The organism is Rhodococcus sp. DMU1 (assembly GCF_012272955.1).
In the GTDB taxonomy this organism is placed as follows: Bacteria; Actinomycetota; Actinomycetes; order Mycobacteriales; family Mycobacteriaceae; genus Rhodococcus; species Rhodococcus aetherivorans.
In genome coordinates this window covers 4,079,823-4,106,332 of the sequence record NZ_CP050952.1, presented here as the reverse complement: position 1 = coordinate 4,106,332, position 26,510 = coordinate 4,079,823, and the positions used below count along the sequence as shown (strand labels likewise).

The 26,510-nt window shown below is 73.2% G+C and carries 3 protein-coding genes; all 3 read left to right on the top strand.

Features of this window, described 5'->3' with window-relative positions:
- The first annotated feature begins 151 nt into the window (after window positions 1-151).
- The 3 genes from HFP48_RS18855 (at window position 152) to HFP48_RS18845 (ending at window position 26,301) form a co-directional block, all read left to right on the top strand.
- Window positions 152-7,582 carry a non-ribosomal peptide synthetase gene (locus tag HFP48_RS18855; RefSeq protein ID WP_246872436.1) on the top strand — a complete coding sequence of 2,477 codons (7,431 nt, stop codon included), beginning with the start codon at window positions 152-154 and terminating at the stop codon, window positions 7,580-7,582.
- 184 nt (window positions 7,583-7,766) lie between these two features.
- Window positions 7,767-19,877 carry a non-ribosomal peptide synthetase gene (locus HFP48_RS18850; RefSeq protein ID WP_246872435.1) on the top strand — a complete coding sequence of 4,037 codons (12,111 nt, stop codon included), beginning with the start codon at window positions 7,767-7,769 and terminating at the stop codon, window positions 19,875-19,877.
- A gap of 607 nt (window positions 19,878-20,484) precedes the next feature.
- On the top strand, window positions 20,485-26,301 hold the full coding sequence (locus HFP48_RS18845; RefSeq protein WP_168579860.1) for a non-ribosomal peptide synthetase: 5,817 nt from the start codon (window positions 20,485-20,487) through the stop codon (window positions 26,299-26,301).
- The last annotated feature ends 209 nt before the right edge of the window (window positions 26,302-26,510 follow it).

Below are 26,510 nucleotides of genomic sequence, written 5' to 3'. Positions count from 1 at the left end.
GGGCCCGAGGGTAACGTCGCGGGCGCATCGGTGGATGAACGAGTGGCGGCTACCGGCCGGTACGGTCCCGCCGAGGGCGCCGGGCGCAGTGACTATGCTTGCTCGTTCGCGCGCGAGCAACGGAACCGAAGCGAAGGATGTGGGCATCTACATGCGGTCTTCTCGACACGACGGCAGCCTGGGCGGGAGCGATCCGGCGATCGCTCCCCAGTCGCCGGCCGTCGAGCGCCGCGAACGCCCCGCCCGCAGCCGCCGTCCCGCCCCCACCCGGCCCCAGCGGGGCTCCCGCACCCGCACCCAGGCGACGTTGCTGCCGCAACTGCTGGTATCGGCCGTGGAGGAACGCGGCGATCACCCGGCGGTCGTCGCGGCGGGCGGGGCGACGCTCACGTACCGGGAGCTGGACGAGAAGTCGTCGCAGCTGGCGCGGCTGCTGATCGAGCGGGGCATCGGCCCGGGCGACGTGGTGGCGGTCGCCGTGCCCCGCTCGGCGGAGTCCGTCCTGTCCGTGTGGGCGGTGGCGAAGTCGGGGGCGACGTTCCTGCCCGTCGACCCGAAGTACCCGGCCGAGCGGGTCCTGCACATGGTGTCCGACTCCGGCGCGGCCGTCGGCCTGACCCTCACGGCCTTCGCCGCGGACCTGCCGGGCTCGGTGCGGTGGACCGCGCTCGACGATCCCGGCGTGGCCGGTGACATCGCCGCCCGCCCCGGCCACCCGGTGTCGTACGCCGATCGGATCCGGCCGCTGTCCGAGCTGCACCCGGCCTGGATGATCTACACCTCCGGGTCGACGGGCCTGCCGAAGGGCGTGTCCGTCCCGCACACCGGCATCGCCGGCCTGATCACCGCCGAACGCGAGCACTACCGGGTCACCGCCGAGGCGCGGGTGCTGCACATCTGCTCGCCCAGCTTCGACGTGTCGATGCTCGAGCTGCTGAGCGCCTTCACCGCCGGCGCGACCCTGGTGGTCTCGCCGCCGACGATCGTCGGCGGCGCGGACCTGGCGGAGCTGCTCGCGGCCGAGCGCGTCACCCACACCTTCATCACCCCGGCGGCGCTGGGGTCCGTCGACCCGCAGGGCCTGGACGACCTGCGCGTGGTCGTGGTGGCGGGGGAGAGCTTCGGTCCCGATCTCGTCGAGCGCTGGGCCGCGCCCGGCCGCGACTTCTTCAACGGATACGGGCCGACCGAGGCGACCGTCCTGGCGGTGAGCAGTGCCCCCTTGCACCCGGGCGAGCCGATCCGCATCGGTACCCCGATCCCCGGCGTGGGGGCATACGTGCTCGACACGCACCTGCGCCCGGTCCCCGCCGGTGTCACCGGTGAGCTGTACCTGGCGGGCGCACAGCTCGCGCTGGGGTATCACGCCCGTCCGGGCCTGACCGCCGACCGGTTCGTCGCCAACCCGTTCGCGGACGGCGGGGCGCGCATGTACCGCACCGGCGACCTCGTGCGCCGGGACGACAGCGGTGTGATCGAGTACCTCGGCCGCTCCGACTTCCAGGTCAAGATCCGCGGCTACCGCATCGAACTCACCGAGATCGACGCGGTCCTCGTCCGGCACCCGGACGTCGAGTTCGCCACCACCGTGGGCCGCGCCCTGCCCTCCGGGGAGACCGCGCTCGTCTCCTACGTCGTGCCGGCCGCCGGGGGCGCGGACCTCGACACCGGCGCTCTCGTCGAGTTCGCGGCCGGCTTCCTGCCCGACTACATGCTCCCGGCGGCGGTCGTCCCCATCGCCGAGGTGCCGCTCAATCCCGTCGGCAAGCTCGACCGCGCGGCCCTTCCCGCCCCGGTGTTCGCGGTCCGGGAGTACCGGGCGCCGCAGACCCCGGCCCAGCAGGCCGTCGCCGACGTCTTCGCCGACGTCCTCGGCGTCGAGCGGGTCGGTCTCGACGATTCGTTCCTCGACCTCGGCGGCAACTCCCTCGTCGCCACCCGGCTCGTCGCCCGGCTCGGCGCGGCCCTCGACACCCGGGTGCCGGTGCCGCTGGTGTTCGAGGCGCCGACGGTGGAGTCGCTCGCGGCGCGGCTCGAGTCGCAGGCCGGCTCGGGTGCCGTGGCGCTGGTCGCCCGCGACCGCCCCGAGCGGATCCCGTTGTCGCTCGCCCAGCAGCGCATGTGGTTCCTGAACCGGTTCGCGCCCGAGTCGGCGGTGGACAACATCCCCGTCGCGATCCGGCTCGCCGGGCGTCTCGACGTCGAGGCCCTGCGCGGCGCGGTCGCCGACCTCGTCGCCCGGCACGAGTCGCTGCGCACCGTCTACCCGGAGACCGACGGCGACGGCTACCAGGTGGTACTGCCGGTGGCCGAGGTACTGCCGGATCTCGCCCCCGTCGAGGTTGCGGCCGAGGACGTTCCCGCTCGCGTCCTCGAGCTGGTCGGCACCGGGTTCGACGTCACCGCCGCCGTGCCGTGGCGCGTCGCGCTGCTGCGGATCTCCGACGAGGAGCACGTGCTCGTCTTCGTCGTGCACCACATCTCCGGCGACGGTTTTTCTATGACGCCGCTGACCCGTGACGTCGTCGCCTCCTATCGGGCGCGCACCCGTGACGAGCCGAATCCGTTGCCGCCGTTGTCGGTTCAGTACGCCGACTATGCGCTCTGGCAGCGCGAGGTGCTCGGCGACGAGGACGATCCGGAATCCGTGCTGTCGCGGCAGCTCGCCTACTGGCGCGCGCAGCTCGCCGACCTGCCCGAGGAACTCACCCTCCCGGTGGACCGGCCCCGTCCCGCCGTTGCGTCCAATCACGGTGCCGCCCTTCGTGTCCCGATCGACGCCGAACTGCACGCGGCGCTCGCCGACCTGGCCCGCACCCACAACGCGAGCGTGTTCATGGTGGTGCACACGGCGCTGGCCGTGCTGCTGGCCCGGCTGTCCGGCACCGACGACATCGCCGTCGGCACCCCCGTCGCGGGCCGCGGCGAGGCCGCCCTGGACGACCTGATCGGCATGTTCGTCAACACGCTGGTGCTGCGCACCGCCGTCGAACCCGGTGAGCCGTTCGCCGACCTGCTCGCCCGGGTGCGCGGCACGGATCTCGAGGCGTTCGCGAACGCCGACATGCCGTTCGAACGGCTCGTCGAGGTGCTCGACCCGCCCCGCTCGCAGGCCCGGCACCCGCTGTTCCAGGTGATGCTCACCTTCCAGAACCTGCCGCAGTCCGCCCTGGAGCTGCCCGACCTGAGCATCTCCGGGGTCGAATTCGACACGGCCATCGCGAAGTTCGATCTGCAGGTCACCGTCGCCGAGCAGCTCTCGGAGCGCGGCGCCCCCGGCGGGATGACCGTCGAACTCGCCTACGCCACCGATCTTTTCGACGCCTCCACCATGCGGTCCCTCGCCGACCGGTTCAGCCGGATCCTGCGCGGCGTCACCGTGGACGCCGCCACCCCGGTCGGCGCGCTGCCGTTCCTGGACGACGCCGAGGCCGAGCGGATCCTCACCGAGTGGAGCACGCTCGGGTCCGGGGTCCGGGTGCCCGCAGCGGCGACCCTCGCCGACCGCTTCGACGCCGTCGTCCGCCGCAGCCCCGACGCCCCGGCCGTCACGTTCGCCGGACGCACCCTCTCGTTCGCCGAGCTCGACGCGCGCGCCAACCGCCTCGCCCGCCGGCTCGTCGCGGCCGGGGCGGGCCCGGAGGAGCTCGTGGCCGTCGCGCTGCCCCGGTCGGCCGAGTTGATCGTGGCGCTGCTGGCGGTGCTCAAGTCCGGTGCCGCGTATCTGCCCACCGACACCACGTATCCGGCGGAGCGGCTGCGGTACATGCTCGAGGACGCACGTCCGCGCTGCGTCGTCACCACCACCACCGGTGACGGCGACGCACTGCCGGACGTCGGCCTGCCCCGGGTGTACATCGAGGACGACGACCCGCACGCGCCGTCCGGGCCGCTCACCGACGCCGAGCGGAGCGCGCCGCTGCATGCGGACAACCGCGCCTACGTCATCTACACCTCCGGCTCCACCGGCCGCCCCAAGGGCGTCGCGGTCACCCACCGCAACGTGCTGACCCTGTTCGACAACGCCGAACCGCTGTTCGGGTTCGGTGCCGACGACGTGTGGACGCTGTTCCACTCCTACGCATTCGACTTCACGGTGTGGGAGCTGTGGGGACCGCTGCTGTACGGCGGCCGGCTCGTCGTCGTCGACTACCTGACCTCACGCTCGCCCGAACAGTTCCTCGAGCTGCTGCGGGCCGAGCGGGTCACCGTGCTCAACCAGACCCCCTCGGCGTTCCTTCAGCTCGACGAGGCCGACCGGGTCGCGTCCGTGGAGCGTCCCGACGCCGATCCGCTCGCACTGCGATACGTCGTGTTCGGCGGCGAGGCGCTCGACCTCGGCAAGCTCGACGGCTGGTACGGGCGCCGGCCCGTGGCGCCGACGCTGGTCAACATGTACGGCATCACCGAGACCACGGTTCACGTGTCGTTCCTGGCCCTCGACCGCGGCGCCGCGCGCCCCGGTGCCGCCAGCCGGATCGGCCGCTCCCTGCCGGGGCTGCGGCTGCGGGTGCTCGACCGGCGGCTACAGCCCGTCCCGGTCGGGGTGCCGGGCGAGGTGTACGTCTCCGGTGACCAGCTCTCCCGCGGCTACCTCGGCCGGCCGGGACTGACCGCCGCGCGGTTCGTCGCCGACCCCTTCGGGCCGGGCCGGCTGTATCGCACCGGCGACGTCGCGCGGTGGAACGCCGACGGCGAGCTCGAGTACGCCGGGCGCAGCGACGCGCAGGTGCAGTTGCGGGGCTTCCGCATCGAGCTGGGCGAGGTCGAGGCGGCGCTGCTGCGTGCCGACGCGGTGGCCCAGGCGGTCGCCGTGGTCCGCGACGACGGTCTCGGCGACCGGCTCGTCGGCTACGTCGTGCCCCGCGCCGGCGCGGACGTCGACGTGGCCCGCGTGCGCGAGCAGCTCGGTGCCTTCCTCACCGGCTACATGATTCCGGACCTCGTGGTCGTCCTCGACGAGCTGCCGCTCACCGTCAACGGCAAGCTCGACCGGCGCGCCCTGCCGGTGCCGCAGGCGACCGCCACCACCGCGGGCGGGCGCCGCGAACCGGCCACCGCCGCCGAACGCGCCGTCGCGCAGGTGTTCGCCGACGTGCTCGGCGTCGAGCGGGCCGGTGCGGACGACTCGTTCTTCGAGCTCGGCGGCAACTCGCTCATCGCGACGCGGGTGATCGCGCGGATCAACGAGTCGCTCGGAACCGCCCTCGCGATCCGCGAACTGTTCGAGGCACCGACCGTCGCCGAACTCGCGGCCCGGGCCGACGCGCACGCGGAATCGGCGCCCCGGCCCGCGCTGACCGCCGGGCCCCGCCCCGATCGGGTGCCGCTCTCGCTCGCCCAGCAACGCATGTGGGTGCTCAACCAGCTCGATCCCGTCTCCGCGAGCTACAACATCCCGCTCGCGATCAGGCTGCGTGGCCGCCTCGACACCGCGGCGCTCACCGCCGCGGTGCGCGACGTGATCGAGCGGCACGAGTCGCTGCGCACCCGGTACCCGCAGGACGAGACGGGGCCCTACCAGCACGTCCTCGACGCCGACGCGGTGGTGCCCGCGGTCGTGCCGGTCGAGGTGGCGTCCGAGCAGGAGGCGTTCGCCGAGGTTGTCGCGCTCGCCGCCGAGGGCTTCGACGTCTCCGCGCAGGTGCCGGTGCGCGGCCGGATCGTCTCGGTCGGCGCCGACGACCACGTGCTCGCTCTCGTCGTCCACCACATCTCCGCCGACGGTGCGTCGCTGGCGCCGCTGGCACGGGATCTGATGACCGCCTACGCGTCGCGGTTGTCGGGCGGCACGCCGGCCTGGGCGCCGCTCGAGGTGCAGTACGCCGACTACGCGCTCTGGCAACGTCGGGTCCTCGGTGACGCCGACGATGCGCAGTCGCCGGCCGGTGCCCAGCTGTCCTACTGGCGTTCGCGCCTGGCCGGGGTGCCCGAACTGCTCGATCTGCCCACGGACCGCCCCCGGCCGCCGCAGCCGTCGTTGCGGGGCGGCACGGTAGCCGTGCAGGTGGACGAGCAGACCCGGCAGCGGCTCGACGCACTCGCGCTCGCGCATCGGGCCTCGCTGTTCATGGTGGTCCACGCGGCGCTCGCCGTGCTGCTCGCCCGGCTCAGCGGCACCCACGACATCGTCGTCGGCACGCCCGTCGCGGGCCGCGGTGACCGGCGCCTCGACGACCTCGTCGGGATGTTCGTCAACACCCTCGCCCTGCGCACGGATGTGGACCCGGCGGCGACCTTCGCCGAGCTGCTCGACCGGGCCCGCGCCGTCGACCTCGAGGCGTTCGGGCACGCCGACGTGCCGTTCGAGCGGGTGGTCGACGACGTGGTGGCCGTGCGCTCCCCGGCCCGGCATCCCGTGTTCCAGACGGTGCTGTCGTTCCAGAACACCGAGGCCGCGCGGCTCGAACTGCCGGGTCTCACCGTCGAGGCGCTCGACGCCGGTGAACTCGCCGCGAAGTTCGACCTGCAGGTGACCGTCGATCCGCGTGAGCACCCGGGCGGCTCGGCCGCCGGCGAGCACCCGGGCGGCTCGGCCGCCGGCATGCACGTCGGGTTCACCTACGCCGTGGACCTGTTCGACGCCGGCACCGTCGCGACGTTCGCCGAACGCTTCGTGACCGTCCTGCGCGCCGTCGCGGAAACCTCCGACGCGGTGGTCGGGGACATCGACATCCGCACCGAGACCGAGCGCACGGCGCCCACGGTCATCGAGCCCGAGCCGGTGGCGGTCCCCGACCGCGTCGAGCGGACGGTGCCGCAGGAGTGGCAGGTCGCCGTGGAGTCCGATCCCGAGGCCCCGGCGTTCGTCGCGGACGGCGTCGAGGTCACCTACCTCGACCTCGACCGCCGGTCGTCGCAGTGGGCCCGGTATCTCATCGCCGAGGGCGTCGGGCCCGGCGACGGCGTCGCGGTCGCCGTGCCGGCGGGCCCCGAGCTGATCACCGCGCTCTGGGCGGTGACCAAGGCGGGTGCCGCGATCGTGCCCGCCGTGTCCGGCTCCGCCACGCCTGCGGAGACACCCGGGCTCGGGTTGACGACGACCGGGTCGGACGCCCGTCGGTCCGCCGCCGCGCGCTGGGTGTGCCTCGACGACCCGGCGACGGTGGCCGCCGTGGACACGCTGTCCCACCGGCCGGTCGACTACTCGGAGCGGGTCCGGGTCCTGCAGCCGCAGCACCCCGCGCTGTGGGTGGCCGGCCGCGTGCTCTACCACGGCGAACTGGTCGCCGTGGTCCGCGGCGGTGCGGCCGCGCTGAAGCTGGACTACGAATCGCGGTCGCTGGTGTGCGACCTCACGGCGGAGCAGTGGCGCATCTTCGCGATCCTGGCTGCCGGGATCGCGGGGGCGGTGGTGATCGTGCCCGAGCCCGGCGCCGACCTCGCCGCCGTCGTGGCCGACGAATGGGTAACCCACGCGTTCGTGCCGTCTTCGCTGGTAGACGCGTTGAACGAGGCACCGGGCGACGACCTCGGGGTCGTGGTCGTCACCGACCGCGACGAGGTCCCGCCGGGGTCCGTTGCCGCGGGTGGGCAGTGGACGACAGTGGCCGCCGTCGACCCATGGAGTATGCGGAACTGAATACCGGCCGGTAGATTCCTCCCGGGCGGGACGAGTTCTCCATGCTCTTCCCGCGTGTGGAAGGAGCTGTATCCGTAGTGCAACGCAGGAGCCCGGTCCGGGCAGATCGAGGTCCGGGCGCGTGAGGCGAGAGCCGGGGGTGCGGCGCAGGGAACCGGGCCGGTCGCGTAGCCGGGCCACGCGCGTGGCACTGCTGCCGACTCTGCTGACCTCCGCGGTGGAGGAACGCGGAGACCATCCCGCGGTGGTGGGCGCCGCCGGTGGCCCCGCCCTGTCGTATCGCGAGCTGGACGAGAGGTCGTCGCGGTGGGCGCGGTGGCTGATCGGCCGGGGCGTCGGGCCGGGCGACGTGGTCGCGGTGGCGATACCCCGTTCGGTGGAGTCGGTGCTCGCGTTGTGGGCGGTGGCGAAGTCGGGGGCGACGTTCGTCCCCGTCGACCCGCGCTACCCCCTCGAGCGGGTGGAATTCATGCTGGCAGACTCCGGCGCGGCCCTGTGCATGACGGTGCGCGATTTCGCGGCCGCGGTGCCGGCCGGAGTCGAACAGGTGCTGCTCGACGATGCGGCGGTGGCCGGGCAGGTCGGGCAGCTGCCCGGGCATCCCGTCTCGTACGCCGACCGGACGCGCGCGCTCGAAGGGCCGGACCTCGCCTGGATGATCTACACGTCCGGCTCCACGGGCCGCCCGAAGGGGGTGGCGGTCACCCATGCCGGGATCGCCGGCGTGATCTCCGCCGAGCGGGAGCACTACGGGGTCGGCGCGGACGCGCGGGTGTTGCATGTGTGCTCGCCGAGTTTCGACGTCTCGATGCTCGAGTTGCTGATCGGGTTCTCCGCGGGTGCGACGGTGGTGGTGGCGCCGGCGTCGGTGGGCGGCGGTGCCGACCTGGCCGAGGTGCTGGCGGCCGACGCGGTGACCCACGTGTTCATCACGCCGGCGGCATTGAGTTCGGTGGATCGCACGGGCCTGACGGACCTGCGGGTGGTGGTGGCGGCCGGGGAGGCCTTCGGGCCGGAGCTGGTGAGCCGGTGGACCGGCCCCGGCCGGCGGTTCTTCAACGCGTACGGGCCCACCGAGGCGACGATCCTGGCGACGAGCAGCGCGCCGCTGGTGGCGGGCGAGCCGATCACGATCGGCACCCCGATCCCGGGACTGGCGGCGTACGTGCTCGACGGCCGGCTGCGGCCGGTGCCGCCGGGTGTGGTGGGTGAGCTGTATCTGGCGGGCGCCCAGGTGGCGCGCGGCTACCACCGCCGGCCGGGACTGACGGCGGAGCGGTTCGTGGCCGATCCGTTCGGGTCGGATCCGGGAACCCGGATGTACCGGACGGGAGACCTGGTGCGCCGCGCGGCCGACGGCCCGATCGAGTATCTCGGGCGCAGCGATTTCCAGGTCAAGATCCGCGGGTTCCGGGTGGAACTGGGTGAGATCGACGCCGCCCTGACGGCCCGGCCGGACATCGAGTTCGCCGCGACCGTCGGGAAGGTGCTGCCGTCGGGGGAGACGGCACTGGTGTCGTACGTGCTGCCCGCGGCCGGAACCCGGATGGACGCGCCGGCGGTGCTCGCCGGGTTGGCCGAGACGCTGCCCGGCCACATGGTGCCGGCCCTGGTGATGGTGCTCGACGCGGTGCCGCTGACACCGGTGGGCAAGCTCGATCGGGCGGCGCTGCCCGAACCGGTGTTCGCCGAGCGGGAATACCGGGCGCCGCGCACCCCGGTCGAGGAGACGGTCGCGTCGGTGTTCGCCGAGGTGCTCGGGCGCGAGCGCGTCGGCGTGGACGACTCCTTCCTTGAGCTGGGGGGAAATTCGCTCCTCGCGACCCGGTTGGTGGCGCGCCTGGGTGCGGCCCTGGAGACCCGGGTGCCGGTGCCGGTGGTGTTCGAGGCGCCGACCGTGGCGGCATTGGCGGCGCACCTGGAGTCGGGTGGCGCGGCGGCACACGCTGTTCCGCTGGTGGCGCGGGAGCGCCCGGACCGCGTACCGCTGTCGTTCGCGCAGCAGCGGATGTGGTTCCTCAATCGGTTCGATCCGGCCTCCGCGGCCGACAACATCCCGGTGGCGATCCGGCTGACGGGCCGGCTCGACGTCGACGCCCTGCGAAAGTCGGTGTCCGACATCGCGGTCCGGCACGAGATCCTGCGAACCAGGTATCCCGAAACGGACGGGCGCCCGTACCAGACGGTCGTTCCCGCCGCCGGATACACGCCCGACTGGGCGTCGGAATCGGTGCCCGGAACGGAGCTGGCCGACCGGATCGCCGACGTGGTGGCCACCGGATTCGACGTGACCGCCGAGGTGCCGTTCCGGGTGCGGCTGTTCCGGGTCGCGGACGACGAGCACGTGCTCGTGTTCGTGGCACACCACATCAGCGCCGACGGCTGGTCGATGGCGCCGTTGACGCGCGATCTGATGACCGCGTACGCCGCGCGGGCCGCCGGCCGGGAGCCCGGATGGGAGCCGTTGCCGCTGCAGTACGCGGACTTCGCGCTGTGGCAGCGTGAGGTGCTCGGATCGGAGCGGGACGCGGACAGTCCCCTCTCGGCACAGGCGGAGTACTGGCGGCGGGTCCTCGCGGATCTCCCCGCGGAACTGCACCTCCCGACGGATCGGGCCCGCCCGCCGGTGCAGTCCTTCGCCGGCGGCCGGGTCGCGTTCGATATCGATGCCCCGACGCACCGGCGGGCGGGGGAACTGGCACAGCAGTGCGGGTCGACCCTGTTCATGGTCCTGCACACCGCGCTCGCGGTGTTCCTCGCCCGGATGTCGTCGTCGCACGACATCGCCGTGGGTACCGCGGTCGCCGGCCGCGGTGACGCCGCGCTGGACGAGATGGTCGGCATGTTCGTCAACACCTTGGTGCTGCGCACCCGGGTCGATCCCGGTTCCGGGTTCGCGGAGCATCTCGCGCGGGTCCGCGAGAGCGACCTGGAGGCGTTCACCCACGCGGAGATCCCCTTCGAGCGCGTCGTGGAACTGCTCGTCCCGGAGCGTTCGACCGCGCGGCACCCGCTGTTCCAGGTGGCCATCGCCTTCGAGAACCTGCCCCCCGCGGGTCTCGAGCTGCCGGGCCTGAGCGTGGCGGCGGTGCCGTTCGATGCGGCCACCGCGAAGTTCGATCTGTCGTTGACGCTGCGTGAACACACGGACCCCGGCGGGGGACCGGCGGGAATGTCGGCGGACTTCGTCTTCGCCAGGGACCTGTTCGACGACGAGACGGTGGCCGGATTCGCGCGGCGGTTCGTGCGGCTGCTGGCCGCCGCCGTGGCGGACCCGGCCGTGCCGGTCGGTGACCTGGCGCTCCTTGCCGACGACGAAGCCGACCGGCTCACCCGTGCCCCGGACGACGCACCGAGCGGTGCCCGCACGCTCGCCGAGATCCTGACGGCGGCGGTCTCCCGGGACCCCGAGGCGCCGGCCGTCCGGTACCAGGACCGCACGATCAGCTACCGCGAACTCGACGAGTCGTCGTCCCGGCTCGCGCGGGAACTGGCAGCACGCGGCGTCGGCCCCGAGGACGTGGTGGCGCTGGCGTTCCCGCGTTCCTACGAGATGGTGCTCGGCGTGTGGGCGGTCGCGAAGGCCGGCGCCGCGCACCTTCCGGTGGATCCGTCCTATCCGGCGGAGCGGGTCCGGTACATGCTCGCCGACTCCGGTGCGGCGGTGTGCCTGACCACCACCTCGTACGCCCCCGCGCTGCCCGCGTCCCCGCCCCGGCTGGAACTGGACGATCCCGAGGTCGTGCGGGCCGTCGCGACACGATCCGCCGCCCGGATGTCCGACGCCGAGCGGGTACGGCCGCTGTCGCTGCAGCACGCGGCGTACGTCATCTACACGTCGGGGTCGACCGGGCACCCCAAGGGTGTGGTGGTCACCCACGCGGGTCTCGACCCGCTGCTCGGTGCCGCGGTGACGCTGTACGGCGTGACGTCACGGTCGCGGTTCCTGCACGTGTGCTCGCCCAGCTTCGATCCGTCGGTGCTCGAGTGGATGGCCGCGTTCTCCCAGGGCGCGACCCTGGTCGTGGTGCCCTCGACGATCGTCGGCGGACCCGAACTCGCGGAACTGCTTCGGGCCGAACGGGTCAGCCACACCATTGTCACGCCGGCGGTGCTGGGGACGGTCGATCCGTCGGGACTCGACCGTCTCGGGGTCGTGTCCGTCGGCGGGGACGTGACATCGCCGCAACTGCTGGCGCGGTGGGCGCCGGGACGGAGCTACTTCAACGGCTACGGGCCTACGGAGACGACGATCATCTCGTCGTTCGCGCGGCTGCAGCCCGGGCGCCCGGTCACCGTCGGCCGGCCCGTACCGGGGGTGGCCGCCCTGGTGCTGGACTCCCGGCTGCGGCCGGTGCCGTCCGGCGTGGCCGGCGAGTTGTACCTGGCCGGGGCCGCTCTCGCGCGGGGCTACCACCGGCGCAGCGGGTTGTCGGCGGCACGGTTCGTGGCGAACCCGTTCGGAGCGCCGGGCACGCGGATGTACCGGACCGGGGACGTGGTCCGATGGCGCAGCACCGGCGCGGTCGCCGAACTGGAGTACCTCGGGCGCAGCGACTTCCAGGTCAAGCTGCGTGGATTCCGGATCGAACTCGGCGAGATCGACGCCGCACTGGAACGGAACCCCTCCGTCGCGCAGGCCACCACGGTGCTGCACACCGATCCGCGCGGCGGGGACAGGCTCGTCGGCTACGTCGTCGGCGCGGCCGGCGCCGTGCCCGACCCGGCGCACCTGCGCGAGTTCCTCGCCGGGGAACTGCCGAACCACATGGTGCCCGGCCACATCGTCGTGCTCGACGCCCTGCCCCTCACTCCCGGTGGCAAGCTGGACAGGCGGGCACTGCCGGTGCCGCTGCCCGAGTCGGCCGAGTACTGCGCCCCCGCCACGTCCGACGAGCAGGCGGTCGCAGACGTGTACGGGGCGGTGCTCGGGGTCGAGCGGGTCGGCCGCGCCGACGACTTCTTCGCGCTCGGCGGCAACTCGCTGCTCGCGATGCAGGTCATCGCGCGGCTCGAGGCCGCCCTCGGCGTCCGGGTCCCGGTGCGGACGTTGTTCGAAGCGCCGACCGTGTCGGCCCTGGCGGCGCGGATGGGGGATCCGGTCGCGGTCCCGTCCCGGATGCCCCTGCGCCCCCGGCGGCGCCCCGAGCGGATTCCGCTGTCGCTCGCGCAGCGGCGGATGTGGTTCTTCAACCGGTTCGACCCGGACTCCGCCGCCTTCAACATCCCGCTCGTGCTGCGATTGACCGGGGCGCTGGATGTGCCGGCGCTGCAGGCCGCCCTGCGCGACCTGCTCGCCCGGCACGAGGCCCTGCGCACCGTCTTCCCCGACTCCGACTCCGGACCGTTCCAGGTGATCGTTCCGCTCGAGGACGTACCACTCGATCTGGCGGCACAGGACGTGGCCGAGGACGACCTGCACCCGCGGATCGCCGCCCTCGTCTCCCGGGGGTTCGACGTCACCGGTGCGGTACCCGTCCGGGCGGCCCTGTTGCGGCTCACCGACCGGGACCACGTGCTGGTCGTCGTCGTTCACCACATCGCGAGCGACGGCGGATCCCGGGCCCCGATGGCCCGGGATCTGGCCACCGCGTACCTGTCCCGCAGAGCGGGCCGGGCACCGGAGTGGACTCCGCTGCCGGTGCAGTACGCCGACTACGCCCTGTGGCAACAGGACGTGCTGGGCTCCGAGGACGACCCCGAGTCGGTGCTCGCGCGCCAGTTGAACTACTGGACCACGGCGCTGGCGGACCTGCCGGACCTGGTGGAACTGCCCACCGACCGCCCGCGGCCCGCCGTGCAGACCGGGCGCGGCGCGAGCCTCGACTTCACCCTGGACGAGGCGTTGGCCGCCCGGCTCGATCGGCTCGCCCGGGATCACGGCGTGACGTTCTTCATGCTCGCGCACGCCGCGCTCGCGGTCCTGCTGGCCCGCCTGTCCGGTACCGACGACATTCCCGTCGGGGCACAGGTCGCCGGCCGCGGCGAGGAGGCACTCGACGATCTCGTGGGGATGTTCGGCAACACCCTCGTGCTGCGCACCCGGATCCACCCGGACGCCACCTTCTCCGAGCTTCTCGCCGGCGTGCGGGAGGTCGACCTCGCCGCCTTCGGCAACCCCGACGTTCCGCTCGAACGGCTCGTGGAGATCCTCGATCCCGTCCGGTCCACCGCGCATTCGGCCCTGTTCCAGGTGCTGCTCGTGGTGCACAACTTCACCCGCTCCGAGATCGCATTGCCGGACCTGCACATCGCGCCGGTCGGGACAGCCACGGGCGGCGCCAAACTCGATCTCGAGATCCACCTGACCGAGATGCGCGACGAGCAGGGGCGGCGGGACGGGGTCGCGGGATCCGTCGTCTACGCGTGTGACCTGTTCGACGAGGACACCGTGCGGACGTTCGCCGCGCGACTCGCGTCGATCCTGGAGGCGGCGGCGGACGATCCGGGCGTTCCGGTCGGCGGCATCGACCTGCGCACCGCGGAGGAACGTGCCCGGCTCGACGAGCTGAACCGGACCGCCGCGCCGCTCGGTGACCGGTTGGTGCTGGACGCGTTCACCCGGCAGGCGCGGCGCACCCCCGACGCGACGGCGGTCGTCTTCGAGGACACCGCGCTGACCTACGCGCAGTTCGCCTCTCGGGTGGACCGGCTCGCCCGGCGCCTCGTCGCGTGCGGCGTCGGGCCCGATCGGCTGGTCGGCGTCCACATGAGCCGATCGGTCGAGATGATGGTCGGGATCTATGCGGTTCTCCGGGCCGGTGGCGGGTACGTGCCGCTCGACCCGGAACACCCCGCCGAGCGAACGGCATACGTCCTGGCCACCGCTGAGCCGGTGGTGGTGCTGACCACGACGCGCGATCGGGGCACGCTCCCCGATTCCGTCCCGGCCCTCGTGGTCGACGAATCGGACTTCGCCCCGGCGCCGGTCACCGAGTTCGCCGACCACGAGCGCCTGGCGCCGCTGCATCGGGCGAACATCGCCTACGTGATCTACACCTCTGGGTCGACGGGCCGGCCCAAGGGCGTTGCCGTCACCCACGGCGCCGTCGTCAACCAGATGACGTGGATGCGCGAGCGCTACGAATTCGGCATGGGGGACACGGCGCTGCAGAAGACCCCCATCACGTTCGACGCGTCGGTGTGGGAGCTGTTCTTCCCGCTGCAGGTCGGTGCGCGGCTCGTGGTCGCGGCACCGGGAGGCCATCGCGACCCGGAGTACCTGGCCCGCCTGTCGCGGCAGTGGGCCGTCGGCATCCTCGAGTTCGTTCCGGCGATGCTCGCCGTGTTCCTCGCCGATCCCGCACTCGAACTGCCGGCGGCGCTGAAGTACCTGTCCGTCGGTGGCGAGGCGCTGCCGGGAGAGCTCGCGGCCCGGTTCGCCGAACGCTCGGATGCGCTGCTGGACAACACGTACGGCCCGACCGAGGCGACCGTCACCGCGACCGTGCTGCGCTGTGCCGGACGTCGCACCGATGCCGGCACCGTGCCGATCGGCCGTCCGATCCGCAACACCACCACGCATGTTCTCGACGAGCGGCTGAACCCGGTACCGATCGGGGTGCCGGGGGAGCTGTATCTCGGTGGGGTGCAACTTGCCCGCGGTTACCACGCCCGCCCGGATCTGACCGCGCAGCGGTTCGTCGCGCACCCCGGCGGGGCGCGGCTGTACCGCACCGGGGACCGGGTCCGGTGGTTGCCGGACGGTACCCTCGAGTTCCTGGGCCGCAACGACTTCCAGGTGAAGGTGCGCGGTCTGCGGATCGAGCTGGGGGAGATCGAGGCGGCACTGCTGGCGCAGCCGCAGGTGGCGCAGGCCGTCGTGACCGTCCACGACGGGCCCCACGGCGCGCAGATCGCCGCGTACGTCGTGTCCGCGGACGGCGCCGAGGCCGACGCGGACGCCGTTCGCGCGGCAGTGGGGCGCCTGCTGCCGCGGTACATGGTGCCCGACCTGGTGACCGTGCTCGGGGAACTCCCGCTCACCACATCCGGAAAGGTGGATCGCCGGGCCCTGCCGGAACCGGTCCCGGCCGTCCGTGAGTTCCGGGGGCCCACCACCGCGATCGAGAAGACCGTCGCCTCGGTGATCGGTGAAGTGCTCGGCGCGGAGCGGCTCGGTCTCGACGACGACTTCTTCGCGCTCGGCGGGAATTCGCTGATCGCCACGCGTGTGGTCGCCCGGATCGGGTCGGCGCTGCGCGCGTCGGTGCCCGTCCGCGTGATCTTCGAGGCGTCGACGATCGAGTCGCTGTCGGCAGCCGTGGAACGGCACGTCGGGTCCGGCGGCCTGCCCGCCCTGGCGGCCCGGCCGCGTCCGGAGCGGATCCCGCTGTCGCCGGCCCAACAGCGGATGTGGTTCCTCAGCCGGTTCGAGGCGACCGCGGCGGCCTACAACATCCCGATGGCCGTGCGGCTGACCGGACGGCTGGATCCGGCCGCGCTGCAGTCGGCGGTCGCCGACGTGGTCGCCCGGCACGAGGTCCTCCGGACCGTCTACCCCGAGGTCGACGGGGTCCCGGTCCAGCAGATTCTGCCCGCGGGCGCCGGTGTGCCGGCCCTGCGCCCGGCGGACGTCGACGAATCGGAGCTCCAGGCCGCCGTCCGGTCGGCGGCGGCGGTCGGATTCGATGTCACCCGGTCCGTTCCGGTTCTCGTGCGGCTGTTTCGGGTGTCCCCGGCCGAACACGTCCTGCTCGTCGTGGTGCACCATATCGCCGCCGACGGCTATTCCGTGGGGCCGCTCGTGCGGGATCTCGCCCTCGCGTACAGCGCGCGACGGGAGGGCCGCGAACCCGCATGGCGGCCGCTGCCGGTGCAGTATGCGGACTACACGCTGTGGCAGCGGGAGGTGCTGGGCAGCGAAGCCGATCCCGCCTCGCGCGTCTCCCGCCAGCTCGCCTACTGGGCCGACGAACTGGCCGGGCTGCCCGACCAGTTGCCCGTGCCCACGACCCGGCCGCGGCCTCCGGTGCAGTCCTACCGGGGAGACCGGGTTCCCGTCACGATCGACGCGGACCTTCACGGCAGGGTGGCCGCGCTCGCGGCGGCCACGAGGACCACTCCCTTCACGGTCGTGCACACGGCCTTCGCGGTGCTGCTGGCCCGGCTGTCCGGCACTGAGGACGTCGCGGTGGGCACCCCGGTGGCCGGTCGGGGTGAGGCGGCCCTCGACGACCTGATCGGGATGTTCGTGAACACCCTCGTGTTCCGCACGCGGGTCGATCCCGCCGTCTCCTTCGCGTCGCTGCTCGCGCAGGTCCGGGAGCAGGACATTCAGGCCCTGGCCCATGCGGACGTCCCGTTCGAACGACTCGTCGAGGCGCTGGCGCCGGCCCGGTCCATGGCGCGGCATCCGCTGTTCCAGGTGGGGTTGTCGTTCCAGAACCTCGGAGCGGTCGCCTTCGAACTCCCGGACCTGGTGGCGGCTCCGGTCGACGTCGCAGGGGAGATCGCCCAGTTCGACCTGCACCTGATCGTCGGCGACAGTTACGGCGCAGACGGGACGCCTGCGGGTATCGGCGGGCATCTGTCCTACGCCACCGATCTCTTCGACGTACGCGCGGCCGCGTCCATCGCGGACCGGTTCGTTCGGATCCTGGGCGAACTCGTCTCGGTTCCCGACCGGGCGGTCGGCGACGCCGATCTGCTCGGCGCCGACGAGCGGCGGGCGCTGCTCGAGGCGACGAACGACACCCGGGTCGAGGTTGCGGGCGGCGGCTGCCTCCCCGAGCTGTTCCAGCACCAGGTGCACGAACGCCCGGGGGCGGTCGCGCTCGTCGGGGACGGCGTGCAGCTGACCTTCGGGGAACTCGGCGCTCGCGTCGCCCGGCTGGCCCGCGCGCTGGTGGCGGCCGGCGTCGGGCCGGAGACCCGGGTCGGTCTGATGATGCCCGGCTCCGTGGACCTCGTCGTCGCCATGTACGCGGTGTCCGCCGCCGGGGGCGCGTACGTTCCGCTCGACCCGTCGCTGCCGATCACCAGGCTGGCCCGCATGGTCGAGGCGGCGCGGCCGGCGACGGTGCTCGCGACGGCGGTGTCCACGCGCGTCGCGAGGGAGGTTGTGCCGGAGCCGATCCCGGTGATCGATACCTCGAGTGTGGACCTGTCGCGGTACTCGGCCGCCCCGGTGACCGACGCCGATCGCAGTGCGCCGCTGCGGCCCTCGAACCTCGCCTACATACTGTTCACGTCGGGATCGACCGGGGTGCCCAAGGGCGTGGCGGTGGCCCACGGCGCGGTGGTCAACCAGTTGCGCTGGATGCATGCGGAGTTCGGGTTCGGTCCGGACGAGGTGACGGTGCAGCGGACGGTGGCGACGTTCGACCTGTCGGTGTGGGAGTTCTGGGGCGCCACGACATGTGGCGGCCGGCTGGTGGTGGCGGATCCCGAGGCTCGCCGCGATCCGCTCCGCCTGCTCGCGCTCGTCGAGCGGGAGTTCGTGACGACGCTGTACCTGGTTCCGTCCCTGCTGAGCGCCCTGATCGCGGGTGCAGACCGAGAATTGCCGACCTCGGTGCGGCGGGTGCTCTCGATCGGGGAGACGCTACCGGGTGCCGTGGCCGGGGCGTGGCGCCGGTCGAGCCGGGCGGAGCTCGTCAATCTGTACGGACCCACCGAGGCGGCCGTGTCGGTGACGGCGCACCGGGTCACGGGCGCGGACACCGACCAGGTGCCGATCGGGGTGCCGGGGTGGAACACCCGCGTGTACGTACTCGACCGGCGGCTGCGGCCCGTGCCGGTGGGAGTGACCGGAGAGCTCTACCTGGCGGGCCGGCAACTCGCGCGGGGCTACAGCGGCAGCCCCGGGGCGACCGCGGACCGGTTCGTTGCCGACCCCTTCGGGGCCGGGGGCCGTCTGTACCGCACCGGTGATCTGGCCCGGTGGACCCCTGCGGGCGTCCTCGAGCACGTGGGCCGCGGAGACTCCCAGGTCAAGCTGCGCGGTTTCCGGATCGAACTCGGAGACATCGAGGCGGCGCTGCTGCGTCTGCCCGCCGTGGCGGCCGCGGTCGCGACGGTGCACCACGACGCCGCGACCGGCGCTCGGATCGTCGCGTATGTCGTTGCCGCGCAGGGTGAGTCGGACCTCGACCTGGGGGCCCTGCGGAGCGCGCTCGCGGACGAGCTGCCGAACTACATGCTGCCGGCCTCGATCATGCGCCTGGACCGGCTCCCCGTCGGAACGACGGGCAAGGTCGATCGCGGCGCGCTGCCCGCGCCGATGCCCGAGCGGGCGTCCTACCGGGCTGCGGCGACGCCCGTCGAGCGTGCGGTTGCGCAGGTGTTCGCGGACGTCCTCGCTGCGGACCGGATCGGATCCGACGACGACTTCTTCGTCCTCGGCGGATCCTCGCTCGTGGCCGTGGGGGCGACGCGGGAACTCGCGCGCCGGCTCGGCCGTCCGGTGCCGCTCGAGTGGGTGTTCGCCCATCCGACGGTGGGGGACCTTGCGGCCCGGATCGAGCGGTCGGCGGGGGAGAGGCCGCCGGCGAGTGGGTCCGCCGACCCCTCCCTGGACGTGCTGCTGCCGCTGCGCGAGGGCGACGACGGACGCGATCCGGTGTTCTTCGTCCATCCGGTGATCGGCCTCGCCTGGAGCTTCGCCTCGCTCGCCGGCTACGTCGAGCCGGGCCGTGCGGTCTACGGACTGCAGTCCCCGGCGCTGTCCGGGGAGTCGGACCTACCGGATTCGATCGAGTCCTGGGCGGCGCGGTACGTCTCGGAGGTCCGGCGGGTCCATCCGGACGGTCCCTTCCACCTGGTCGGATGGTCCCTCGGCGGGGTGATCGCCCACGAGATGGCGGTCCAGCTCCAGCGAGCCGGACTCGAGGTCGGTTCACTCGTGCTGCTCGACGCCTATCTGCCCGATGCCGTGCGCGGCCCGGTGGATCCGGTCGCGGTGGCTGCGGCGGCCTTCGGTGCGAACCGCGCCGGCGGCGGGGAACCGGCGTACGCCCTCGGTGACATCGGGATGCTCGCCGACGAGATCGATCCCACCCTCGCCTCGTCCGTCCTCACGAGCATCGACTGCTCGTTCGAGGCGCTCGAGCGGCACGTGCCGGCCCGGTACGAGGGACGCATTCTCTTCGTCGGCGCCGCGCCGCAGACCGTGCCGGATCCCGAATCGGGCCGGGACTGGTCACCGTACGTCTCCGGCGGCGTGCACCGGCACGACCTGCCGACCTCGCATTGGGAGATGACCGGGCCGAGTGCGTGCGCTCGTCTCGGGCCGCTGCTGGCGCGCTGGACGTCCGGCGGCTCCTGCCCGGAATGCGACGGCGTGGATCGCTGACCCATGGGTGAGCGGCGGCCGTGTTCGAGCTCACATTCGACATCGAACGTCTGCTGTCCAACAGTTGGATGAAACGTGTGCATTGTCTAGCCTTGGCGGGGTTCGTGGTGCGGTCGGAACGGCCGAATGGCCGGAAGGCGGTGCCGAACGGCCCGGAGGCGGTGCCGAGGTCCTTCGCCTCGCGCCGCCGGAACCTGCAGGCGGCGAGGCGGATCCGGCGCGAGGGCCGGGATCTCCCCGCCGCCGGTCGGGTGCGGCGGTCCGGGCCGTTCGTCCCGTGCGGGGCGACGCTGTGTCGCGCGACGAACGTCGCGCCGGGGCCGCGCCGACGCTCTCGCCGGGCCGGCGACTCCTGTCCGGAATGCCGGTCTACCCGTCGGTAACTTAGTTACCGGACATACGTACAGGTGGCACGGTTTGTTTTCGTGTGGAATGGTGACGAAGTGCTCTAGCGCCGGGAATCGTCGGGGTTCCGGTGCGCGAGGCGCAGTGGAGCGGCGACCGCCGGGGGGAGGGCGGGCGTCGCCGTAGTTCTTGACACCCCGGCGGTGAACGGAGCCGGGATGCGCACGCGCGCAACGGCTCCGGAATTCGGAGGGGAGAGCCGATGAAGGTGATCGACCGAACCGTCCGCGGAAATCTCCGCGGTTCGCGCCGCCGGACGCCCACGGCACTGCTGCCGCACCTGCTGTCGGCCGCCGTCGAACGCGATCCCGGCGCGCCGGCGCTCACGTCGGAGGGGCGCACCCTCTCCTACCGCGATGCCGACGCCGAGTCGTCCCGGCTCGCCCGCCTGCTCATCGCGCGGGGAATCGGCCCCGAGGACCGCGTCGCGGTGCTGCTCACCCGCTCGATCCGGTCCGTTCTCGCCGTCTGGGCGGTCGCCAAGACGGGCGCGGCGTTCGTCCCGGTGGACCCCCGCTACCCGGCCGATCGGGTCCGCTACATGCTGTCGGACTCGAACGCCCGCCTCGCCCTCACGGTGGCCGGGCACCGGCACGTCGTCCCCGAGGGGTTCGACACCGTCGTCCTGGACGGCGCCGAGATCCGGACGGAACTCGACGCCTGCCCGGCCGACCCGCTCGCCTTCGTCGACCGGGTGCGGCCGCTGCGCCCCGACCATCCCGCCTACGTCATCTACACCTCGGGCTCCACGGGACAGCCGAAGGGCGTCGTGGTCACCCAGGCCGGGCTCGCCGCCTTCTGCGCCGAGCAGGTCGAGCGCTACCACCTCACCCCCGGCGCCCGCACCCTGCACTTCGCGTCCCCCAGCTTCGACGCGTCGGTGCTCGAGCTGCTGCTCGCCGTCGGTGCCGGGGCGACGATGGTCGTCGCCCCGCCCTCCGTGTACGGCGGCGACGAGCTGGCCGGACTGCTGCGCAGCGAGCGGGTCACGCACGCCTTCGTGACCCCGGCGGCCCTCGCCTCGGTGGAGCCCGCCGGCCTGGACGACCTCGGGGTGGTGGTGGTCGGCGGCGAGGCGTGCCCGCCGGACCTGGTGGCGCGCTGGGCGCCCGGCCGCCGGTTCCACAACGGGTACGGCCCCACGGAGACCACGATCATGACGAACATCTCCGGGCCGCTTCGGCCCGGCGAACCCGTCACGATCGGCCGGCCGATTCGCGGAGTCGCCGCCGAGGTCCTCGATTCCCGCCTTCGGCCCGTGCCGGCGGGCACGGCCGGCGAACTGTACCTGACCGGGCCCGGCCTCGCCCGCGGCTATCACGCTCGTCCCGGACTCACGGCCGCGCGCTTCGTCGCCGCGCCCGGTGGCGCCCGGAGGTACCGCACCGGTGACCTGGTGCGGTCCCCGCGCTCGGCCCGCGAGGGCATCTCGTATCTGGGCCGGAACGACTTCCAGGTCAAGGTGCGTGGCTTCCGCATCGAGCTCGGTGAGATCGATGCGGCGTTCGCCGCGCACTCCACGGTCGACTTCGCCGCCACCGTCGGTCACCGGGGTGCGACGGGGGACACCCGTCTCGTCACCTACGTGCACGCCGCCCCCGGTTCCGCGATCGACGCCGCCGCGCTCACGGCCTTCGTCGCCGAACGGCTTCCGTCGCACATGATTCCGTCGTCGGTGATCGCGCTGGAGGCCATTCCGCTGACGCCGGTGGGCAAGCTCGATCGCGCGGCCCTGCCCGAGCCCGAGATCGCGTCGGCCCCGTACCGGGCGCCGGCCACCGTCGCGGAGGCGGCCGTCGCGGAGGCGTTCGCCGACGTGCTCGGGGTGCCGCGGGTCTCGGTCGACGACGACTTCTTCGACCTGGGCGGCAACTCGCTGCTCGCCACTCGCGTGATCGGTCGGATCAGGGCGGCGCTCGACGTCACCGTCTCCGCCGCCGACCTGTTCGACGCCACCACGGTCGCGTCGCTCGCGGCCCGGGTCGAGGCCGCGCCGGCGGCCGCCCGCGGCCTGCTGCCGCGGCGCCCGCGACCCGACCGGATCCCGCTCTCTCCCGCGCAGCAGCGCATGTGGTTCCTCAACCGCCTCGATCCGGACTCGGCGGTGTTCAACATCCCGCTCGCCGTGCGGCTGTCCGGCAGGCTCGACGTCGACGCGATGCGCGCGGCCGTGCGGGACGTCGTCGCGCGGCACGAGACGCTCCGGACGGTGTACCCCGAGGTCGACGGCGTCGGCGAGCAGCGCATCCTCGCCGTCGGCGACGTTCCGCTCGACCTCGGGCCGGAGGACGCGACCGACTCCGACGCCCCGGCCCGCCTCGCCGGCCTCGCGGGCAGGCGCTTCGACGTCACCGGCGAGGTTCCCGTCCGCGCCCGGCTCTTCCGGATCGCCGACGACGAGCACGTGCTCGCCGTGGTCCTCCACCACATCGCCGGCGACGGCTCGTCGCTGGGGCCGCTCGTCCGGGACCTCGTCACCGCCTACACCGCACGGTCGGCGGGACGGGAACCGTCGTGGGAGCCCCTGCCCGTCCAGTACGCCGACTACACGCTGTGGCAGCTCGACGCCCTCGGCGACGAGGACGATCCCCGGTCCGGGACGGCCCGGCAGCTGGCCTACTGGCGGCGTGCGCTCGCCGGCATCCCCGAGCACCTCGAGCTCGCCACCGACCGGCCGCGCCCCGCGGTCATCGGCCATGCGGGCGAACGGGTCTCGGCGCAGGTCGACGAGGCCACCCGCGACGCGATCGCGGCTCTCGCGCGCGAGCACGGCGTGACCCCGTTCATGGTGCTGCACGCGGTCCTCGCGGTGCTGCTCGCGCGGGTGTCGAACACCCACGACGTGGTCGTCGGCACCCCCGTCGCGGGACGCACGGCCCCCGAACTCGACGGCCTGATCGGCATGTTCGTCAACATGCTCGCCCTGCGGACGGACGTCGACGTCGCCGCGTCGTTCACGACGCTGCTCGAGCAGGTCCGCGACACCGATCTGCAGGCGTTCGCGCACGCCGACGTGCCCTTCGAACGCCTCGTCGAGGTGCTCGACCCGGTCCGGTCCACCGCGCGCCATCCCCTCTTCCAGGTCGGGTTCTCGTACCAGAACTTCGCCCACGACGCCCTCGAGCTGCCGGAACTGCGGATCGCGCCGGTCGAGAGCGATTCGTACGCAGCGCGTTTCGATCTCCACGTCACGGTGGTCGACCACGGTGCGGGCGGCGGCCCGGGCGGTTTCGACGTCGAGTTCGGTTACGCCACCGACCTGTTCGACGCGCCGACGATCCAGCGCATGCTCGACCGGTACCTGCGGATTCTGCGGGCGATCGTCGCCGAACCCGACACCGTCGTCGGCGACATCGATCTGCACGACGCCACGGAACTCGCCGGGATGATGCGGGCATGGGAGGCCGAACAGGCCGACCTCACCGCCGGCCGGACCCTCGTCGACCTGTTCGACGAGCAGGTCGCGGCCACCCCGGACGCACCCGCGCTGGTGTTCCGCGGCGGCACCCTCACCTACCGGGAGTTCGACGAGCGCGTCACCCGGCTCGCCCGCCACCTCGTGGCGCAGGGAGTGGGACCGGAATCCACGGTGGCCCTGTGCATCCGGCGTTCGGTCGACCTCGTGGTGGCGATGTACGCCGTCGCCAAGGCCGGCGGCGCCTACCTGCCGCTGGATCCCGACCACCCCGCGGCCCGCAACGAGTACATTCTCGGCGCCGCGGCCCCGCAGTGCGTGCTGTCGACCACCGCCGACCGGGTCGACGCGCTGGCCGGGCGGACGGTGCTCGACGTCGACCGCCTCGACCTGAGCGACGTCGATCCCGCGCCGCTCGGTGACGCGGACCGGCGGACACCGCTGCGCGCCGCGAACACCGCCTACGTCATCTACACCTCCGGATCGACCGGACGCCCGAAGGGCGTGGCCGTGCCGCACGAGGCGATCGTCAACCAGATCGCCTGGAAGCGGGCGCACTACGAGCTCGGCCCCGACGACGCGGTACTGCTCAAGACCGCCGCGACCTTCGACCTGTCGGTGTGGGAGTTCTGGTCCGCGCTCACCTGCGGGGCCCGCCTGGTGATCACCGCCCACGACGGGCACCGCGACCCGTCCTACCTCAACGACCTGATCCGCCGGGAGAAGGTCACGACCCTGCACGTGGTGCCGTCGATGCTCGAGGCGCTGCTCGAGGACTCGGCCGGCGAGCTGCCCGACACCCTGCGCCGCGTCCTCGCCATCGGCGAGGTGCTGCCCACCCCGACGGCGGAGCGCGCGCTCGGCGCCTCGAACGCGGACCTGGTGAACCTGTACGGCCCGACGGAGGCGGCCGTCTCGGTGACCGCGCACGCGGTCACCGCACTCGCGCACACGTCGGTGCCGATCGGCGACCCCATCCCCAACACCCAGACGTTCGTCCTCGACGAGCGGATGCACCCCGTGCCGCCGGGCGTGGCCGGCGAACTGTACCTGGCCGGGGTGCAGCTCGCCCGCGGGTACCTGGGCCGACCCGGCCTGACCGCCGAGCGGTTCGTCGCCAATCCGTTCGGCGTGCCCGGCTCACGCCTCTACCGCACCGGGGACGTGGTGCGCTGGCGCGTCGACGGTGACGACCCCGGCCGCGGCACCCTGGAATACCTCGAGCGCGCCGACTTCCAGGTCAAGGTGCACGGGTTCCGAATCGAACTCGGGGAGATCGAGGCCGCGCTGCGCGCCCTTCCGGCGATCCGCGACGCCGCGGTCACCGTCCACGGCGGGGACCGGCTGGTGGCCTTCCTGGTCCCGGCCGCCGGGCCGGTCGACGTCGCCCGGCTGCGCGCCGCGCTGGCCGAGACCCTGCCCTCCTACATGGTGCCCGCCGGCGTCGTCACCCTCGACGCGTTGCCGCTGAACCCGCACGGCAAGCTCGACCGCGCGGCACTCCCCGAGCCGGTGATCGCCCCGCGGAGCCACCGCCCGCCGCGCACTCCGCTCGAGACGGAGGTCGCCGCCGCATACCGGGAGGTCCTCGCGCCGGCCGGGGGAACCGATACCGGGGCGTTCCCGGTCGGCCTCGACGACGACTTCTTCGACCTCGGGGGGAACTCCCTCAGCGCCGTGCGGGTGATCGCCCGGCTGCGCGAGCGCACGAGCCTGCCGGTGTCGCTGCAGTGGCTGTTCCTCACGCCCACCGTCGAAGCCCTCGCCGCCCGGATCGAGGCATCCGCCGGCGATCCCGGTCCGGCCGATCACACCGCAGGGTTCGACGCGGTGCTGCCCCTGCGCCCGGGCGGTTCCGCCGAACCGGTGTTCTGCATCCACCCGGTGATCGGCCTGTCGTGGAGCTTCGCCGGCCTGGCCCGCCACCTCGACCCCGAGCGTCCCCTCTTCGGACTGCAGTCCCCGGCCCTGCGCGACGACGAACCGCTGCCCGAGAGCATCGACGCGTGGGCGGCCGACTATGCGGCCCGGATCCGGCATGTCCAGCCGGCCGGTCCGTACCACCTGGTCGGCTGGTCGCTCGGCGGCATCCTCGCCCACGCCGTCGCGGTCCGTCTGCGCGCCGACGGCGACGAGGTCGCCACCCTCGCCCTGCTCGACGCGCATCCGCCCACCGCGCCGACCGGGACCGCCCCCTCCGCGGTCACCGTCGCCGACCTGCTCGGCGCGATCGGAACCGACGTCGGGTCCGACGTCGACCTGGCGGAGTTCACCCCCGCGCGGGCACTGGGGCTGGTCGCCGACCTGCCGGCCCCGTTCGACGCGCTGTCCCTGCCCCGGCTCGAACGCCTCTTCGAGGGCGTGCGCCTGTCCTACCGGCTGCTCGGCGAGCACCGGCCCGCCCGATACGACGGTGATCTGCTGTTCTTCGCCGCGGGGGAGGACGGAACCTCGGCCGCCCGCGCCGCGCAGCAGTGGCGGGCCCACGTCACCGGCACCCTGGCGGTCGAATCGGTCCAGGCCACCCACTGGAAGATGACGTCGCAGGAAGCCCTCGCCCGGATCGGTCCGGTGCTGGACCGCTGGATCGGGGGCGCCCGCTGACCCGTATCCTCCGTCGTCCTCCCGGCGACCGCGGCGGGTGATCCGCGGTCGACCGCCCGGTTTCGGCCGTAACGAAGCGCCCGACGCCCCGATGGTCTAATGGGGCTGGCGCGTGCCACCCTGCACTGTCGTGTGCAGAGGGCAGCGGCTGGGACGATGAGGGATACGCGAGGTGGATGATGCCTGGAGTGCACGCGCAGGACGACCGG

Coding starts and splice junctions, on each gene's coding strand:
- HFP48_RS18855 (WP_246872436.1), top strand. CDS start 152: ATGCGGTCTTCTCGACACGACGGCAGCCTGGGCGGGAGCGATCCGGCG.
- HFP48_RS18845 (WP_168579860.1), top strand. CDS start 20,485: ATGAAGGTGATCGACCGAACCGTCCGCGGAAATCTCCGCGGTTCGCGC.